Raw genomic sequence first — 18,320 nt, 5'->3', positions numbered from 1 at the left:
CCGAAGGCCATTGCTTCTAAAATGGATAACGCGAAGCCTTCATGAAGGAATGAAAAGGAAAATTTGAGCTATAGTAGACAGGTTAATTTGGATGAAGAATGATTCGCCAAACAACGGGGGCGAATATCATACATTTTCTTTTTGAAATACCGCCTTTACGGTTCTGAGCAAAATAATTAAATCCGTTTTAAACGAGTACGTTTTCGCATACAGCGCATCCAGTTGAATCCGTTCCTGATCAGACACGCCCGCTTTGCCTCGTTTGGTTACCTGCCATAGTCCTGTTAAACCGGCTGGAGCGGCAAAGCGACGGGCATAGGCTTTTGTCGTCAGCTTTTCGGCTTCGTAGGGTGGGAGAGGCCGGTTGCCGACAAAGGACATGTCGCCTTTCAGGATATTAAAAAACTGGGGCAATTCGTCGATGCTGGTATTGCGCAAAAACTTACCAAGCCGGGTTACCCGAGGGTCTTCCTTGAATTTCATGAACATAGCCTTCGAATGGCGCATGCGCTGAACCTGGATTTCACAGACTTGCATGTTGTCCTGAAACAAAGGCCGCTGGCAGCTTGTATTCGCCATTCGGCAGGTTTCGCACAGTTCGTCGGGGGCTTGTTCGGGTTGAGCTGATTTGTACATATTCTGCGAGGCCATACCCGCAATCAGCTTATCGGCTCCGGTGCGCATCGTCCGGAACTTGTACATATCGAATAGTTTGTAGCCCATACCAATTCGCCGGGACTTGTAAAAAATTGGTCCTTTTGAATCAAGACGAATGAGGATCGCAACTACGATCAGGATGGGCGATACGGCCAATAGAAGGCTAAACGACAAGGCAATATCGAAAAGGCGCTTACCCAGCGGAATGCGTTGTTTTTTCGCATTGTCCAGTTCGTGCCCGATCTCGTTGTATTTTTTTCGTCGGATCAGGTACGTTAACCGGTTGCGGAGGGAGGTTTCATCAAATTCAAGCGGAAACACATCAATGGTTGGCCTGCCCTCTGCCTGAATGTTGATGTCCGTTTCGGCATCGGCGCTGAGCAGCATCGTTGAGAACTCATACTGGATTCGGTTCGAATCGATAGTATTTAAAAACTTGAGTCCTCCCAGCGCATCATTCATGACGACTAAATCGACAGTTTCTCCTTCCTGTAACCGTTTCAGGGCTTCTGCCCGGCTGGATACAACCGTCAGATGGACCATTTTTGAAAAAGTCTGATGAAAGTCAAACGATCTCTGTGGATCGCTTTCGACAAACATGACGCGGAAATCACTTTCCTGAGTTGTGGATTCCGAAAACATACTAGTTTAGGAAGATGAAAAAGATCCTATCGAAGTGGGCTTAAACGCGTTGAGTCAAAGTCGGAACGAAAGTTCTGGCGTTCAGCGGTTCGACGCAGAAGAGCTTTGATTTTAGCTTTTACTTCAAGCGGGTTGAATGGTTTTACAATAAAATCATCTGCTCCCTGTTCGATGCAGCTAATTTTTAAGGCACTGTCTTCCATACTCGACAGCACCACAATGGGCACATTACGGTATAGCGAACTAGCCCTAATCAGACTGATCAATTCCTGGCCATCCAGATGAGGCATCCGTAAATCAGTGAGAATAATGTCCGGAAGGTTTCCTTTTTCCAACCAGGCCATTGCTTCAATGCCATTTGTACAGGAACTTAACTCAAAGTCTGCACTGAACGTATGCTGAATAATCTTTCTTATATACACGTCATCATCGACGTGCAAGATGTGATATCGGTTTTCCATCAGGATGTAGTTTATTAGATAATACGAGGATTACTTCCAAATATAGTTAACTTATAGTTTATAAAAACATAAATGCATAAATAAAATAGACTATTATTGATTAGTGGGTGTTTTTTGATCGACAAGGTAGTTTCTTTCATATGTAAGTTACATAGATTGTGTAAATTCATATATACGAATAAATTAGAGTCAGCTATTTACTGGAAATAAGATCAGAATAGTATAATTTATTGCATAGCAATTAGTACATATTGGCACATATTTTGTAAGGGCTAATCATCGACCTTCTAATCAATAGTTTAGTTTAATTATTCAAAAAAACAACTATGTAAACTAATGATTATTATATTTGGATATTGGTAACTATTTGGTGAGTGCCTATTTAGTTTGTCAACAGATGTCTGAGCCACTTTTCAGATAATACGTACGAATAAGAGCGGTTGATTGAATAGTAGAGTAGAAAAAATATGGTTTGGAAGTTATATAAAATGATGGCTCAGGTCCTGTTCCGATGTGTTATCGTAGCGTGTTTTGATCGGACCGATTCCGGCCAACTAGAATTACAAATTAATAAGCTTCATCGGCTTAAGCGAATCATTGCCTGTGTTCGGGACTGTTATGGATTACATCCTAATTTTGTTAAAGACACCTATGGCACGATGGAGAATTATCTCAGGCAACATCTATCGGAGCATGATTGGGTTTTATTGACTCATTTGCAGGTGGTCAAGCTGAATCAAGGCACCATTCTTCACAATTCAGTTTTAGATATAGCTTAACCCATAGAGACGGGCATGCCTCTGATTGCGGTTTTTATCCGTCATTCAGAGGCATAATAATGTTTGAAAACGGCAAGTCGTTCGGTCTATCGTTTTCGCCAGTTGAACAACACTGTACACCCCTCGCCAGGAGCCGTAACTACTTTAAGCGCTCCGCCTTGCTCTTCCACCAGCATCTTAAGGATATTGAGGCCAATGCCCGTACTGCTCTCCCGTTGCGAATGGCCGCTTGGCTGAAAAAGTCGAAAGAGTTTCGTTTGTTGTTCGCTCGTCATGCCAGGCCCATTATCGCGGACATAAAATTCAACAGAGTCTCCTTTCTCGGTACAGCCAATATCGATCCGACCCTGGGCTTTGTCGTTGTATTTGATGGCGTTACTCAACAGGTTTTGGAAGACTTGCTGCAACTTCACTTTTTTGGTGAAAAGCAGTGGCATTGGCTCGATTATATTTATCTGTATGTGTTTTGGCGGGAAGAGCAGGTGGATGGTTTGCGTTAACAATTCTGAAACGTTTATTACTTCGGAAGCCTGTTGATCAGCACTTTGTCGGGAATACTCAAGAATGGTGCTGATCATCGAAGACAAGTGATACCCGGCGTCTTTCAGGTCAGCTAGATAATGGGCCAGATCCTGCTGGCTAATGGGCTGGCTCTCGTTCATCCCTTCGACCATATGCAACAGGGATATCAGACCCGTAAGTGGCGACTTAAGGTCATGTGCAACTATGTAAACGAACTTCTCAAGCTGCTTGTTGATGATTGCCAGTTCGGTAGCCGACCGCTTCAGGGCCTGCTGATAAAGCCACAACTGTTCAAATACATTTACTTTAGCTTTTGTAATGTTACTGTCCAGCGGTTTAGATAAATAATCAACCGCTCCTTCCTCAAAGCCTTTCATTACGTACTGCTCATCCTTACTGATTGCCGTTACGAAAATGATGGATATATCGCGCGTTTTTTGGTTGGTTTTCAGGAACTTGGCTACTTCGAACCCATCCATGTCGGGCATTTGTACATCCAGCATGATAAGGCCAATCTGATCGTTTTTTAGGGCCTGTTTCAGAGCTTCGTTGCCCGATGTTGCCTTAATAAACTGTCGACTACCATTGTCCAGAAGTTCTTCCAGAACAAGAAGATTTTCGGGCCGGTCATCGACCAAAAGAATTGTAAACGGAATTAATTGCTTCGTAGAAGGAAACGTCATATACTACTAATCAAAAATTTACCAATAACAAGTGTTCATAAACGTAAGATGGATAAGAGGATGTTTGGGCGGATTGTTGGGGTCTGCCAGGTAGGCCGGCCTAACGGGTGCGTCGAAAAATCTTATTTTCGGCGCTGATGGGCTCAAACTGACTTTGCAGGTCAGTAAACAGGAGCGACTCTTTCGATCCGATAGCCAGATAACCCAGGGAAGCCAGGCTATCATGAAAAAGCCGGATAACGTGGTTTTGCAAATCTTTGTTGAAGTAAATGAGCACGTTACGGCAACAAACCAATTGAAACTCGTTGAAGACGCGGTCAGTTACCAGATTATGCTGAGCGAACAGGATCGAGTCTCTCAGGTTCTTGTTGATAATGGCCTGATCACCCTCTGTGGTGTAATACGAAGAGAAATCAGTTTTGCCACCGGCCTCTTTATAGTTAACTTCATACTCATGGATCGTCTGTAACGGAATGATTCCCAGTCGGGCTTTGTCCAGATTAGCAGCATTGAGGTCAGTGGCATAAATGCGACAGCGCTCCAGCAAATTAGCCTCTTTTAACAGAATCGCCATCGAATAAACTTCCTCACCTGTTGAACAGCCTGCGTGCCAGATTTTGATAACTGGGTATGAGGCTAGTAAGGGCAACACTTTCTCCCGCAGATTAGTATAAAAAGGTGGATCCCGAAACATTTCGGTCACGTTCACCATAATCGTTTGTAAAAACCAGGCAAAGAAAGCCGCGTCGTTGGCCAACTGAAACCGAAGCGCAAAAACTGTTTGTATGTTGACCAAACTCATGCAACGCAGGATTCGGCGTTTAAGCGATGCCTGGGCATAGTTGGTAAAATCATAGCCATAAATAACCCGCACAAGCGTCAAGATCTCATCCAGCTCGGTTGTGCTCAGTTCGACATTCGGCTTTATGTTCATGCGGGTATCCAGACATGCATCTTTGCCTGTAACTGGTTGATGTCGAGTGGCTTTGTAATGTAGTCGGAGGCTCCGGCTTCCAGGCATTTTTCGCGGTCGCCAGGCATGGCTTTGGCCGTAAGAGCAATGATAGGCAGCTCCGTAAATCGGTTATCCAGGCGTATCCGTCGGGTCGCTTCGTAGCCATCCATGTTGGGCATCATAATATCCATCAGGATGAGGTCTACCTGGGGTTGCTCGTTCAGGGTATCCAGCGCTTCCTGCCCATCGCTGGCGGTAATAACCGTCAACTTCTGTTCTTCCAATAAGGTGCTGATAGAAAATACGTTGCGCATGTCGTCGTCTACCAGCAACACGGTTTTACCTTCCCAGTTTGTGTGGGCTGGTGCAGGCTGGCTTTCGGGCGTAGGCAACGGTTTCATACCGTTTCGTTCCTGTACTTTATACAGGAAAAGCTCTAACTGGTCCATGAGCCGGTCCTTAGCCTGAACGGAGTCGTGCACAACGGTATCCGACAGTTTCTTCAACTGTAATTCGTCGAAACTGGAGAGCTCATTGTCCAGGTAAATAATAACTGGAATCTGGTTCGTCGGCATGGCCTCCTGTAGCTGGCGTAATTTCTGAATGCCCTGATTCAGATCTTTGCCAATGTCAGCGATGACGCAGTCGTAGGCTTTGTCGTGCACGCGTTGCAGGGCTTTGTCATCCAGTACTGCATAATCGCAGGTAATATCGAAGTGTCGTTCGTTAATGAGCTTGGTAAGTGAGTCGTCGGGCAAGTAATCGCCGGACAGAACCAGCACATTTTTCAGTTGCTCGGCAATGCGGTTACTGATTCGGGTGAAGGCATCGTCCAGATCCTGTTTTTTCAATGGTTTCTGAATGTAAGCCAGTGCACCCGGCAACGCTTGTTTTGGTGCGTCGTTGGCCGATATAACATGGACGGGAATATGCTTCAGGTGTGCATCGTCTTTCAGGATTCGGAGTACGCTCATGCCATCGAGTACCGGCAGTTGTAAGTCGAGGATGATGGCCGATGGCTCATAACGTCGGGCGTAGGCAAGGCCTTCGTCACCCTGCAGGGCAACGAGCGTTTTGTAGCCTTTAGACTGTGAAAAGTCCCGAACGATGGTGGCAAAACGGATGTCATCTTCAATAATGAGCATCACCTTATCGCCTTTCTTGAGGTTGTCCCGGTCGTCGGAAACGGTATCCTGCTGCACCAAAGGCGTTGGTTGACTACTATTGGCGTTGGCATTCCAGTAGGCCTTGTCTGCTTTAACCTCTACGGATTCAGCTGGTACTGGCTCTGTGCCAACTGGCGGCAACCAGATCGTGAAGGTGCTGCCGACGCCTTCTTCACTTTGAAGGGTTATCTCGCCACCCAGGCGTTTGATCAGTTCCCGGCTAATGGATAGTCCCAAGCCTGTTCCGCCATATTTACGGCTGGTTGATCCATCGACCTGCTGAAAGGCTTCGAAAATAAGTTGCTGTTTATCAGGCGGGATGCCGATGCCCGTATCCGAAACGGAAATGGCTACCAGGGATTCTTCCCGTCGGAGTTCCTGCCGGGTGAGCGTAGCATTGGATGCAACGGCAAAGGTTAACGTAACACGGCCATTGGCCGGCGTAAACTTGAAAGCATTGGATAAAAGGTTTTTAAGGATTTGCTCTAACCGAAGCCGATCGGTCGTTATTTCTCTCGGTACCGATTCGTGGATGGTTGTGATAAGCTCCACTTTTTTCTCTTCGGCTACCACCATAAACAGCTGGCTCAGGTCCCGCACGACACTCTTCACGGAAACCGGTTCGCGTTGCACGTTGATGTGACCTGCCTCGATCTTGGCCAGATCCAGAATATCATTGATGAGTTCCAGCAAATCATTACCCGATTTATGAATGACGTTGGCATACTCGATTTGCTTCGGTGTCAGGTTGTCGGGTTTATTGTCGGCCAGGAGTTTCGCCAGAATAAGCACGCTGTTCAGCGGAGTGCGTAACTCGTGCGACATATTAGCCAGGAAAGCCGATTTGTATTGGCTGCTCACCTCCAGTTCGCGTGCTTTCAGGGAAAGCGATTGCCTCGCAATTTCAACTGTTTCATTTTTCTCGACCAGCTCTGCATTGATCTGCCGGAGTTCTTCCTGCTGAACTATCAGTTCCTCTTCCGATTCCTGTAAGCTCTCAGCTTGCCGTATAAGCGACTCATTTGATTGGCGAAGTTCTTCTTGCTGATTGGCTACCAGTTCGTTCTGCCGTTGTACCTGCTCGAGGAGAGCCCGCACCTGCAAATGCGTCTGGGCTGAGTTAATAGCTACCGCTAAGGGCTCCATCAACCGTTTGAGTAAGGTTATGGCCGTTGGTTCCAGCGTTCGAAAGGCGGCCAGTTCGAGTACGCCAATCAGTTCGCGGTCCTTCCGATACCATAATGGAACCAGCACCAACTGACCTGGCTGTGCTTCACCACTACCTGATTTTAGCTCCCAGTATTCCGTTGGAATCTGGTTAACAATAAGAATTTTTAGTCCCTGGCTAGCCTGACCTACTAGCCCTTCACCCAGCCCGAAGGAACTGGGTACATCGGCCGGTAAACCGATGGACGCAACGCGCTCTAACCGGCGTTCATCAGAATTGAACAGGTAAACGGCCCCTGCCGGTAAGTCGAGATGATCAGTTAAGGTAACGATGATCTTCCTGGCTATATCCTGGGGGCTGTCCTGATCCTGTAAACTATGGCTAATGGCCGACAGGCCCGTGAGTTGCCAATTGCGTTCTTCGCTCTCCTGATTATAGCTTTGCAGCTTCGCGACGTTTTCCTTTAATTCACGTTCGGCGCGTCGACGTTTTCGGAATTCTTCAAAAATAACCAGAATTAGAATGGCGATATTAACCACAGCCACCAATACGGCTACCCACATGGCGCATTCTTCCATGTAGTCAGTGTCGGCTTCTTTTTCCTGCCTGGCCAGCAAGTCATGCCGCGCTTGCTGCTTAATCTGGTTTAGTTGCTCCCGAATCGCCTTCAGTTGACTGGTATTTCCAGATAAATAAGCGATTGTTTCCTTCTCAACCCAGTTAAATCGATTAAACTGAGACGGCTCCGAGGCTAGCAAATTTCTTAACTCGCTTAGGTTCCGCTCTATGGCCGATACCGTAAAGAGAGAAGGAGCGGTTTTCGCGGCAGGAGTGGCCGCTGTACCATTTTGAGGAGCGTTTTTTAACTCTAGCAGCGTTACTTCAAGATTGGCAATGTGTTCTGTAATTTTATCAATTTGTGTCGAATGAGCCAACAGCGCATCATGCCGACGGAAGGCGCTGAAATAAAGCAGGATAATTACAGGTACTGTTAAAAACGTAAGCGCAGTTCCAAAATATATTCGGCCAGTTAATGACTTTATCATTTACTAATATAAATTATTATAAACAATAAAGATACTTGTAGTAAAAAATAAAAACAAACGGATTGGTTAATTACCTGAGTATATTTACTGAACGCTTCTGGTATAGTTAATACAAGTGGGTATAGTGATAAACAAGGATAAGTAACTCCGCTAACTAGCTTGATTTTAAGAATACCTATATCTGTAGCCCTACGAAAGGTATACAATAAGACCAGTCAGCTCTTTAGCTAAAACGATAAAATCAGCCTAGTAAACGCTATTCAGTGAATTTAAAAACGCAATCAGGCCAGAGACATCCAGAACGTAATCTACGTCGTTTGTTAAAATAGCCTGTTGGGGCATAAAACCGACTTGGGCCGTTTCGGGTTGCTGAACCACAAGCGTGCCCCCCGCTTTTTTTATTGCTGTCATGCCCAGGCTGCCATCGGCATTGGCTCCTGATAGTAAAATACCGACCAAAGCAGGTCCATATACATCGGCAGCAGATTCGAATGTGACGTCAATCGAAGGGCGGCTGTAGTTGATTTTTTCGGAGTCATCGAGGGCAAATACCCGGTTCTTTTCGATCAGCAGGTGATAGTCGGCGGGTGCTAAATAGATGTTGCCTGGCTTAATCCCATCTTTATCATCTACTTCGTAAAGCGGACTATTCGTTTTAAGCGAGAGCAGATTGGCCAGGGTAGAGTCGGCCGTATTTTTACGATGCACCACGATGATGAGTGCAAACGATAAGGATGCTGGTAAGTGGGGCAGTAGGCTGAGTAATACTTCAATACTTCCCGTAGAGCCGCCAATAACAACCGCTTCACAGGCAGGCGTCAGCTTATTTTTCGCCATATCTTTTCGCCATCTAGTTGCTTGAATCTTGGCTGTAAGGATGAGAATTTCAATGTTTCTTTGGCCCCCAGCGCCAGATACCCCAATGGTCCAAGACTCTCATCAAAAAGGTTCATCACCCGTTGCTGAAGGGCTTTATCAAAATAGATCAGCACATTTCGACACATAATTAAGTCAAACTCGTTGAACGACCGATCGGATACCAGGTTGTGGGTTGAAAAAACCATTTTTTCGGCAAAGTCGGTGCGAAACTTAACGTACCCATATTGGGCTGTGTAGTACGATGAAAAATCGTATATACCGCCCGATAAAATATAACTTTCTGAATACTGCTTCATGGGAGCCAGCGAAAAAATGCCCTTTCGGGCAGTTTCCAGTACTTCTGGATTCAGGTCAGTTGCGTAGAGTAACGATTTGTGAAGCAGGTTCGCTTCGTGGAGTAAGATCGCCATTGAAAAAACTTCTTCGCCCGTCGAGCAACCAGCATGCCAGATTCGAATAAAGGGTTTGGCTGCCAGTGTATGCAATACTTCCGTACGAAGTGCTTTATAGAACTGCGGGTCCCGAAACATTTCGGTCACGTTAACGGTGAGTTCTTCAACAAAACGCCTTAAGTAATCCGCATCCGACCGGATTCGGTAACGCAACTCAGCGAAGCTCGGAAACTTGTCCAGGGCCCATATGCGATTGATCCGGCGTTTCAGAGACGCCCTTGAATAGTGGGTGAAGTCGTACCCGTACACATCGAGCAGATCGGTCAGCAAAAGATCAACTTCATTCTCTTCAATCATGGTGGTCTATTAACTATTCGATAGCAGCAGCACGAGCCGATCTACATCGATTGGCTTGGCTATGTAGTCCGTTGCTCCGGCCCGCAGGCACTTTTCCCGATCACCCAGCATGGCTTGGGCAGTTACGGCAAAAATAGGCGTACTAGCTCGGTTATTTAGCTTCTTGATGCGTGGAATGGCTTCGTAACCATCCATGTCGGGCATCATCATATCAATGAGAATTGCATCAATTACTTCATCGGTTTGTAACAGCTCGAGGGCTTCTGGAGCGCTACTGCAGGCTATACAGTAAAATGATTTTGCCTGAAGCGTTGCTTTCAGTGCAAAAATATTTCTGGGATCATCGTCAATGATTAATACCCGTTTTTTGTCCATTTTATCGAGCGGTTAGTTTTGGGATACAAAGAGGGATTGGTTGTTTTGGGCACCAGCGCAGCTGCCTCCTTTACTTATTTTCTGTCATATAGCCAAACGCGCAGAAGGGATATAAGCTGGTCAATATCAACCGGTTTGGTAATGTAATCAGAGGCTCCGGCCTGAATGCATTTCTCGCGGTCGCCAGTCATGGCTTTGGCCGTAACGGCAATGACCGGCAGGTTCTTCCATTGGTAGTTCTCCCTGATTTTTCGGGCCGTTTCGTAGCCGTCCATCTGGGGCATCATCATATCCAGCAGCACCACGTCGATGGCCGGATTTTCGTCCAGTTTCTGCAACGCTTCCTTTCCGTCCAGGGCCGCTACAACCGTCATGTTGTACTGTTCAAGGGCTTTCGAGAGCGAGAAGATATTGCGTACGTCATCGTCGGCAACCAGCACCGTTTTCTGGTTAAGTACCTGACTCAGGGCACCCAGTTTTTTTGAGCCGCTGGTTTTGTCGGCGGCCTGTTTATTTTCTTCAACCAGATGCAGAAACAACGACACTTCGTCGATCATGCGCTGATAGGAGTGAGCTGTCTTGACAATAATCGAATCGGCGTATTTCTTGATTTTCAACTCCTCCGACATGGACAAACTTTTGCCCGTAAAAATGATGATCGGGACTGATTCCAGTTCTGGGTTTTTCTTGGCTTCCTCCAGCGTTTCATACGCATTCGTATTTGGAATGCCCATGTCCAGAATCACACAGTCTACTTCCTTGCTCTTCAACGCGTCGACACCTTCCGAAATATTGCTCTTCAGTTCCGACGTAATATTGAAGGTTTCCAGGAAATAGGCGAGCGCCTTGGCGTGCTTAGGATTATCTTCGATGATCAGGACCTTCTTGGCATCGCGATTTAGTACCTGTTCTATTTTTTTGAAAACTTCATGAAGTTGTTCGAAAGCGACCGGCTTATCCACAAAGTCAATGGCCCCTTTCAATAAACTCTCATTCTTCATTTTGTGCGACGACATAATGTGCACTGGAATAGGCCTGGTTTGCGGGTTGGCTTTCAGCGCATCCATCACCTGCCAGCCACTCATGACCGGAAGTTGAATATCCAGCAGAATACCCAATGGTTTGTAAATAGCCGCCAGTTTCAACCCTTCGTCACCCTGAACCGCCACAATGCCTTTATAGCCTTTTTTACGGGTGTAATCCAGCAATGATTTCGCAAAATTCGTGTCGTCTTCGACAATAAGAATCGTTTTGTCGTTCTCCGAAATCGAATGGCGGTCGTCGGGAATGGCATCTGGAATCGTGGTGCTGATGTACTTTTTACCGTCAGATTCAGCCGGTGCCGATGGGGCCGGAGAGGGGGACGGACTCGTTAGGCGAGGCTGAAAGGCGGTCGTTGGGGCTGTGTGGCGGGGAAATCCGGTGTCCGAAACGATGGACTGACTCCGTGGCGTTTCGGTTGCAGGAGCCAGTTGAGAACTTAAAATTGGGAGGACTACCGTGAATTCAGACCCCTCGTTTAGCCGGCTGGTCAACGTAATTTCGCCCCCAAGTAGTTTAACCAGTTCGCGGCTAATGGACAAGCCCAGGCCGGTTCCGCCGTATTTTCGTTTGGTAGAGCCATCCGCCTGCTGGAAGGCTTCAAAGACAAGCGGTTGTTTTTCAGGCGCGATGCCAATTCCCGTGTCTTTGACGACAAAGCAGAGCTTGTCTTCCTGCAGTATCTGCTGTCGTTTAATGGTCAGGGAAACGCTGCCCTTGGCCGTAAACTTAAGCGCATTGGAGAGTAGATTTTTAAGCACTTGCCCCAGCCGCATTTGGTCTGTAGTGATGACGGCGGGAACATCAGTTTCCATGTTGATGGTGAAGGCCAGCCCTTTCTCTTTGGCCATGATCCCGAACAGGGACTGCAACTCATTCGTAATTTCGGCAATTGCGACATCCTGATAATCAAGCTTCATCTGGCCGGCTTCGATCTTCGAGAGGTCGAGGATTTCATCAATCAAGCCCAGCAATCCGTTCCCCGACGATTGAATGACGCGGGCATACTCGACCTGATCAGTGGAGAGGGTCGCTTCGTGGTTTTCGGCCAGCAACCGGCTCAATAGTAGGATAGAGTTGAGGGGCGTTCGAAGTTCATGGGACATGTTCGCCAGAAACTCGGATTTGTACCGTGTGGTCAACTCCAGTTCATCGGCTTTCTTCTGAATTTCGCTGTTTTTCTCTTCCAGGAGCAGCCCACGTTCTTCAAGTTCGGTATTGGTTTGTTGCAATTCCTCCTGCTGAACCCGCAGTTCTTCTTCCGATGCCTGGAGCTTTTGAGCCTGCATTTCGAGCTCGGCATTCAGGTTTTCCATCTCCGAATGTTGCGCCTGTAGCTCTTCGGCCTGCGCCTGGGTTTCTTCCAGGAAGTTGTGCAGCTTGAGGTAATCCAGGGCAGAATTAAGGCCAATAGCAATTATTTCCCGATTCTGTTCCAAAAAGCTCATCTCCAGTGAGGTTGGCTTTTTGAGGAGACCCAGTTCAATAACGCCGAGACAAATGTCACCGTAAATAAGTGGAACGATCATCAGGGCCGTTGGCCGAACATGGCCGAGCGAAGACGTTATCTGGCTGTACTCAGCGGGAATGTCCTGTACTATGATTGTCTTTTTTCGGTCAATAGCCTGCCCAATGAGTCCTTCGCCTGCCCGAATAATGGGTGGTGCCTGGTAGGTAGCGTAACTGCCAGCCAGTTTGAAGGTTGCTTCCTGATCAAGCAAATAAAGAGTACCTAATGGGGCGCTGAGATACTCGGCAAGCGTGTCGATCAGGCGAGTAGCTAAACTGCTTACATGTTTCTCCCCACGAATAGCATCGCTTAGTTTGACAGTACCGGTCTGAAGCCAGTTTCGATTGGTTAAATCCTCAAACGTTTCCTGAAGGGAGTTGGCCATTTGGTTCAGTGCCTTCGAAATACGGCCCAAGTCATCGTCTTTCGTATCCTGGCTACGTACCGAGTAATCGCCCCCGGCAATTTCCTGGGTAATGTCCTCCATCAGCGCAATCCGCCCGGTGGTTTCAATGTATTTTTCTTCAGCCAACAGTTGTTGTTTTAGCCGCTCATCGAGATCTTTCTTGATTCGTATGTACGTAAATGCCGTAATCAGTATAGAGATGAGGGCTGCAATGACCAGCAGAAAAGGCGTATAGGTGATGTATAATTCCTGCTGTTTCATATGGTTCTGCAGCAGTGCATTCTCCTCCGTTTTCGTCTGGTTAACAACCATCCGGAGGTTATCCATGATCTGTTTGCCCCGGATCATTTCCTGATGACGCTCTATCGTGTCACGCACGAACGATTTATTCCGCCTGACCAGACCGATGACTCGTTGCATCTGGCTAAATTTAGCCTCATACAACGCCTTTATCTGAGCAAGGTGTTTTTGCTGGGATGGATTATCGATGGTTAGTTCGACCAGGCGATGATGACTGGCCTCCACCTTCTCACGGCTACCGGTATAAGGCTGTAAAAAGAGCGGATCGAGGGTAACTAAATAGCCGCGTTGCCCAGTTTCAGCATCTTTTGTATACGAGATAATGTTTTCCGACTCGATCAGTACCTGATTCGTGTGATTGACTAGTTCTGAATTCAGAATGAGCTGTTGAATGCTGTAGTAAGAAGCCGCAAGGCTAATCAACAGCAGTAGGGTCGAAAACGAAAAGACAGTTTGTAGCTGTCTGATGACCGATTTCGTAGTTTTTTTTGGCATGAGGAATTGGTTAATAGCGTCTGTAGAGCAGGTATCTAACGGGGTTGGCGAATCGGTAAAATAAGAATAAAGCGGGCTCCTTCATTGATCCGGCTCTGAGCCGAAATAAGGCCGTGGTGTTTGTCGACGTTCTTTTTAGCGATAGCTAGGCCGATTCCGGTGCCTTCATAGTTAGTTTGGGTATGCAGCCGCTGGAAAATCACGAAAATACGGCCCAAAAATTTCTCGTCGAATCCAATGCCATTGTCCTGCACGATGATTCGACAGAAAGCGCCTGTAGGGCGGGGTTGGCCATCAATAGCTTTTGTATCAATTTGTTCGGCCCGGATGGTGATAACCGGAGGCACCGACTCCTTCGAGAATTTGAGAGCATTGCTGATCAGGTTTTGGAAAACCTGCCGCATGCGCGTTGGAATGGTATCAATGACGGGTAGTTGGCCAACGTCTATAACGGCCTGTTTCCGCTGCAGGGCATCGTCAAAGTCCAGCAGAAGTTCATCGAGCAACGCATTGAGGTCGGTGGGCTGAAACGCTTCCGGTACGGAAAGCTGGGAGTACGCGAGCAGATCATTGATGAGGGTAGACATGCGCGCCGACGACCGGATGGATCGATCAAGGTAGGAAACCGCGTCGGGATTTTCTTTAAGGAACTTCTCTTTAATCGTGTCGTTGAGCAACTGTATTTTTCGGAGGGGCTCTTTCAAATCGTGCGATACGACCCAGGTAAATTGCTGTAGTTCGTGGTTGGTTTGCTCCAGTTCTGCGTTTTTGAGCATGAGTTCATGCGTTCGCAGCTCCACTTGTTGTTCCAGTAACTCTGCCGCCTGTTTTTGCGGATGAATGTCCGTGAATGTGCCAATCCATCGGCTCAGAATGCCCTGTTGGCTGATGGGAATAATACGCAACAGATGGTAGCGGAAGTCGCCCGTGTTGAGGCCTTTCAGGCGCACCTCACGGGTCAGTTCCGTGCCATTGACAAACGCTTGTTTCCAGTCTTCCCAAACATTGTCGTCGGGGTGAGCTTCCGGAAACGTCGATGAACTGATCGCATACTGAAACCAGTGTTCATTGACGTACTCAATTTTACCATCGGGAGCAATGGTAAAGGCCATTTGGGGTAAGGAGGACAGCACAACCTGCAAGGTCTGCATTTGCTCCGTTAAGGCTTCTTGCGCCTGTTTACGCACCTCAACTTCTTTCCGAAGAGAATCCTGCGTCGCCCGGAGTTCCTGTTGCTGCTGGTATAGCTTTTCAAGTGTTTTGACTTTTAAAACCAGAATGTCCGGATCAACCGGTTTGGTCAGGTAATCGACTCCGCCAGATGTGTAGCCTTTGGTAATGAATCTTTTTTCGGTATTAACCGCCGACAGGAAAATGATGGATGTGTCTCTAGTTTTGCTAAACCCAGCGATGGCATTGGCTACTTCGAAGCCATCCATGCCGGGCATTTGTACATCGAGGATAATGACTGAATAGTCTGTTTTGAGCACTTTTTTCAATGCCTCTTCCCCCGATTCAGCAGTATCGACCGAGAAGCGGTGCAGTTCGAGAATTTTCTTAAGCGGAATGATATTTTCTGGCCTGTCATCAACAAGAAGAATCATGAGTAACCTTTGAAAACGTTAAAAGTGAACGTAGCCAGCAGACGATCGAACGTTGAGCCGAATTGCCTGAAACGCATTTTTTGCAATTCTCCTGTGAAGATAGAGCCTTGATTTGGGTGTTTCCAAATCTGGTCAGTATTGACGTACGGGAATTATCTGACACAAAAATACGTCTGTCTTCAACGAATGCCATTCCATACGGAAGGTTATTGGTAAGCGCGACTTTTTGGGGAGCCATTGCCTTGTCAGGTTGTTTACCGTTCCGGCCTGTACTAAGAGGTGAACAACCTACTCATAATTACTACATTTATTAGACCATACAACCACCGATCGTCTGTCTATGCAATTACTATACTCCTACCTGCGCCAATACTGGGGGTTACTGATTCTGGCCTTGTTTCTGGCCGCAATCAACCAGATTTTCTCATTACTTGACCCGTATATTTTTCGAAAAATTATTGACCAGTTCGTCGTTAAGCCGGGCGGTAAAATACACGATATCAATTTCTGGGGTTTCCTGAGCGATGGCGCTGGTCTGCTCATTCTTCAGGCACTTGGCGTTGCGATGGTGAGTCGAATCGCCAAAAATTTTCAGGATTATTACGTCAATGTCATTACGCAACGGTTGGGTGCCCGGCTCTATACCGATGGATTACGGCATTCGCTGGAGCTACCTTATCAGGTCTTTGAAGATCAGCGGTCGGGGGAGACCCTGGGCAAACTTCAAAAAGTACGGGCCGATGTTGAGAAATTAATTCAGTCGTTTGTCAATGTGTTGTTTACCTCTGTGGTCGGGATTGTGTTTGTGATGTGGTATGCCAGTACTGTTTACTGGCCCATTGCGCCGGCTTACTTCCTGACGATTCCGCTCCTGGGCTTCGTGAGTTCGTTGCTGAGCAAGAAAATTAAGGTTGTCCAGAAAAATATTGTAGCGGAAACAACGGCGCTGGCTGGCTCTACGACAGAAAGTCTGCGGAACATTGAACTGGTCAAAAGCCTGGGGCTGGCTCAGCAGGAAACCGAACGCCTGAATGCCACAACGGGTAAAATCCTGAAGCTGGAGTTGAAGAAGGTTCGCTACATACGGTCGTTGTCGTTTATTCAGGGGACGTTTGTCAACCTGCTACGTAATGCCATTATGCTGCTTATGCTGTTTCTGGTAGTGCAGGGACGCATCACCGTCGGGGAGTTTTTCTCCCTCTTCATCTATTCGTTCGCCATTTTTGGGCCCTTGCAGGAGTTAGGCAACATCATCAACGTATATCGGGAGACAGAAGCGTCGCTGGCCAACTTTCAGCAAATTCTCGATACACCTAGAGACGAAAAACCGGCTCATCCGAAAGCAATCAACAAAATAAGAACCCTGGCGTTTGACGGGGTGCGGTTTAAACACCTCACGGCCAGTGCACCGGCGCTGGATGGTATTTCATTCACAGCAAAACTGGGTGAAACCATTGCATTTGTCGGGCCATCGGGCTCGGGGAAAACAACCTTGGTGAAACTGCTCGTGGGACTCTATCCTCCATTGGCTGGTAAAATACTATACAATGATATTCCCGGATCGGAGATTGACCTTGACGAGTTGCGCGAGCAGATTGGCTTTGTAACGCAGGATACACAGCTTTTTGCGGGAACCATTCGCGAAAACCTACGATTTGTTGCCCCTAATGCCACGGACGAGGAATGCCTGACCGCCTTACACCAGGCCGCGGCCGATACATTGCTCAACCGCGCTCCACAGGGACTCGATACGGTCATTGGCGAGGGTGGAGTCAAGGTGTCGGGTGGAGAGAAGCAACGGCTGAGTATTGCTCGTGCGTTGCTGCGAAAACCAACTTTACTGGTCTTTGACGAGGCCACGTCCGCACTGGACTCCCTTACTGAGGAAGAAATTGGCAAGACGGTTCGTCAATTGTCGGGTTCCCGGCAGCACATTACCATTCTGATTGCCCACCGCCTGAGCACAATCCTACACGCCGACCGGATTTTTGTACTCGAACGCGGCCATGTGGCTGAGGAGGGTGCTCACGCTGATCTATTGACGCAAAAGGGCTTATATTATGCCATGTGGCGCCAGCAAATCGGCGAACGCAAAGAAATTCAGGTGCCCGTTCAAAAAGCGTTATCGCCGAATTAAGGTACTTGTGCAACAGGTGTACACACGGTGTACTGCCACCCAGTTGCTTGGAGTACCCACCCCTCCCGTTGAACTAAGGGGAGGGAGTGAGGTATCTTCCCGCAAAATTTATGTTTACTCTACTTAGCGTTTGCCTTTGACATCCTTTACGGGCTGACCCGAACAAACGCGGCACAGGTAAACGAGCTCTACTGACCAGCCTCGATCAACGTTGCCAACAGAAAGGGTGATTTGCGTTCGGGGTGTTAGCCAGATAATATTCCGGGTGTCGCCCAGGAGGGCGGTTTTTCCACGGCCGTATTTATCGGTCATCTGTTTTTCAAACTCGACGGAGGCCGCCAGAACATCATCTTTGGTAACCGAGGCTGTTGTATAATAATAGTAGGATGCGGACAGCAGCGAATCGCCATTGAATTCATACTCAAGGCCCATAATTCGGTCGTTTATGGGCGTTCGGGCATAAATCAGCTTTTCTTTTTTGACAGACGTTGGCTTTGTCGGCTCGGCTTCTTTAACCTGTTTGGGTGAGAATCCCCATCGAACCGTTCGTACATCGGCGGTCTGTTGCCCATACAGAAGTCCCGTTGTTGGTAAAAGGAAAATGAGTGCTGAAACGGCTGTTTTGAGAAAGAATTTCATACGTATGAGTGTTGAGTGAGCTTAGCGGTACAAAAGAAGCCGTAACGAGAAATGCTAACCTCGTTACGGCTTCTTTGTTTTTACAGACGATCCACCAAAAAGCCTG

Annotated in this window: 12 protein-coding genes; 1 reads left to right on the top strand and 11 read right to left on the bottom strand. The window is 47.4% G+C overall.

Annotated features, from left to right (window positions below):
* Positions 1–126: 126 nt before the first annotated feature.
* From SD10_RS18110 to SD10_RS18060, 10 genes are all read right to left on the bottom strand, one after another.
* On the bottom strand, positions 127–1,299 hold the full coding sequence (locus SD10_RS18110; RefSeq protein ID WP_046575666.1) for a sugar transferase: 1,173 nt from the start codon (positions 1,297–1,299) through the stop codon (positions 127–129).
* A 26-nt stretch (positions 1,300–1,325) separates the two neighbouring features.
* The gene (locus SD10_RS18105; RefSeq protein ID WP_046575665.1) at positions 1,326–1,760 is read right to left on the bottom strand and encodes a response regulator transcription factor; all 435 of its coding nucleotides are present in this window, start codon (positions 1,758–1,760) and stop codon (positions 1,326–1,328) included.
* A gap of 865 nt (positions 1,761–2,625) precedes the next feature.
* Positions 2,626–3,744 carry a hybrid sensor histidine kinase/response regulator gene (locus tag SD10_RS18095; protein WP_046575659.1) on the bottom strand — a complete coding sequence of 373 codons (1,119 nt, stop codon included), beginning with the start codon at positions 3,742–3,744 and terminating at the stop codon, positions 2,626–2,628.
* A 100-nt stretch (positions 3,745–3,844) separates the two neighbouring features.
* Positions 3,845–4,678, bottom strand: coding sequence for a CheR family methyltransferase (locus tag SD10_RS18090; protein WP_046575656.1), 834 nt, complete (start codon positions 4,676–4,678; stop codon positions 3,845–3,847).
* Positions 4,675–8,079, bottom strand: coding sequence for a GAF domain-containing hybrid sensor histidine kinase/response regulator (locus SD10_RS18085; protein WP_052731219.1), 3,405 nt, complete (start codon positions 8,077–8,079; stop codon positions 4,675–4,677). The genes SD10_RS18090 and SD10_RS18085 overlap by 4 nt, the downstream gene beginning before the upstream one ends.
* Positions 8,080–8,325: 246 nt before the next feature.
* Positions 8,326–8,916, bottom strand: a complete 591-nt coding sequence (locus SD10_RS18080) for a chemotaxis protein CheB (RefSeq protein WP_046575655.1) — start codon at positions 8,914–8,916, stop codon at positions 8,326–8,328.
* Positions 8,898–9,707 (bottom strand): CheR family methyltransferase, encoded by an 810-nt coding sequence (locus SD10_RS18075; protein ID WP_046575653.1) that lies wholly within the window; start codon positions 9,705–9,707, stop codon positions 8,898–8,900. The genes SD10_RS18080 and SD10_RS18075 overlap by 19 nt, the downstream gene beginning before the upstream one ends.
* A 9-nt stretch (positions 9,708–9,716) precedes the next feature.
* The gene (locus tag SD10_RS18070) at positions 9,717–10,082 is read right to left on the bottom strand and encodes a response regulator (protein WP_046575651.1); all 366 of its coding nucleotides are present in this window, start codon (positions 10,080–10,082) and stop codon (positions 9,717–9,719) included.
* A gap of 74 nt (positions 10,083–10,156) precedes the next feature.
* On the bottom strand, positions 10,157–13,834 hold the full coding sequence (locus tag SD10_RS18065; protein ID WP_046575649.1) for a response regulator: 3,678 nt from the start codon (positions 13,832–13,834) through the stop codon (positions 10,157–10,159).
* A 35-nt stretch (positions 13,835–13,869) separates the two neighbouring features.
* Positions 13,870–15,438, bottom strand: coding sequence for a sensor histidine kinase (locus SD10_RS18060; protein WP_046575647.1), 1,569 nt, complete (start codon positions 15,436–15,438; stop codon positions 13,870–13,872).
* Positions 15,439–15,778: 340 nt separating this feature from the next.
* Here SD10_RS18060 and SD10_RS18055 point away from each other — a divergent pair, with 340 nt between their 5' ends.
* A complete protein-coding gene (locus SD10_RS18055) occupies positions 15,779–17,575 on the top strand; it encodes an ABC transporter ATP-binding protein (protein WP_046575645.1) in 1,797 nt (598 codons plus the stop codon).
* Between the two features lie 123 nt (positions 17,576–17,698).
* Here the strand turns inward: SD10_RS18055 and SD10_RS18050 are convergent, their stop codons facing one another.
* Positions 17,699–18,214 carry a hypothetical protein gene (locus SD10_RS18050; protein WP_052731218.1) on the bottom strand — a complete coding sequence of 172 codons (516 nt, stop codon included), beginning with the start codon at positions 18,212–18,214 and terminating at the stop codon, positions 17,699–17,701.
* Positions 18,215–18,320 lie beyond the last annotated feature (106 nt).

The sequence above is a fragment of the Spirosoma radiotolerans genome (assembly GCF_000974425.1).
GTDB classification, from domain to species: Bacteria; Bacteroidota; Bacteroidia; order Cytophagales; family Spirosomataceae; genus Spirosoma; species Spirosoma radiotolerans.
This window is presented reverse-complemented; position numbering and strand designations above follow the sequence as displayed.

Coding starts and splice junctions, on each gene's coding strand:
- SD10_RS18075 (WP_046575653.1), bottom strand. CDS start 9,707: ATGATTGAAGAGAATGAAGTTGATCTTTTGCTGACCGATCTGCTCGAT.
- SD10_RS18080 (WP_046575655.1), bottom strand. CDS start 8,916: ATGGCGAAAAATAAGCTGACGCCTGCCTGTGAAGCGGTTGTTATTGGC.
- SD10_RS18090 (WP_046575656.1), bottom strand. CDS start 4,678: ATGAACATAAAGCCGAATGTCGAACTGAGCACAACCGAGCTGGATGAG.
- SD10_RS18050 (WP_052731218.1), bottom strand. CDS start 18,214: ATGAAATTCTTTCTCAAAACAGCCGTTTCAGCACTCATTTTCCTTTTA.
- SD10_RS18070 (WP_046575651.1), bottom strand. CDS start 10,082: ATGGACAAAAAACGGGTATTAATCATTGACGATGATCCCAGAAATATT.
- SD10_RS18055 (WP_046575645.1), top strand. CDS start 15,779: ATGCAATTACTATACTCCTACCTGCGCCAATACTGGGGGTTACTGATT.
- SD10_RS18085 (WP_052731219.1), bottom strand. CDS start 8,079: ATGATAAAGTCATTAACTGGCCGAATATATTTTGGAACTGCGCTTACG.
- SD10_RS18105 (WP_046575665.1), bottom strand. CDS start 1,760: ATGGAAAACCGATATCACATCTTGCACGTCGATGATGACGTGTATATA.
- SD10_RS18095 (WP_046575659.1), bottom strand. CDS start 3,744: ATGACGTTTCCTTCTACGAAGCAATTAATTCCGTTTACAATTCTTTTG.
- SD10_RS18065 (WP_046575649.1), bottom strand. CDS start 13,834: ATGCCAAAAAAAACTACGAAATCGGTCATCAGACAGCTACAAACTGTC.
- SD10_RS18110 (WP_046575666.1), bottom strand. CDS start 1,299: ATGTTTTCGGAATCCACAACTCAGGAAAGTGATTTCCGCGTCATGTTT.
- SD10_RS18060 (WP_046575647.1), bottom strand. CDS start 15,438: ATGATTCTTCTTGTTGATGACAGGCCAGAAAATATCATTCCGCTTAAG.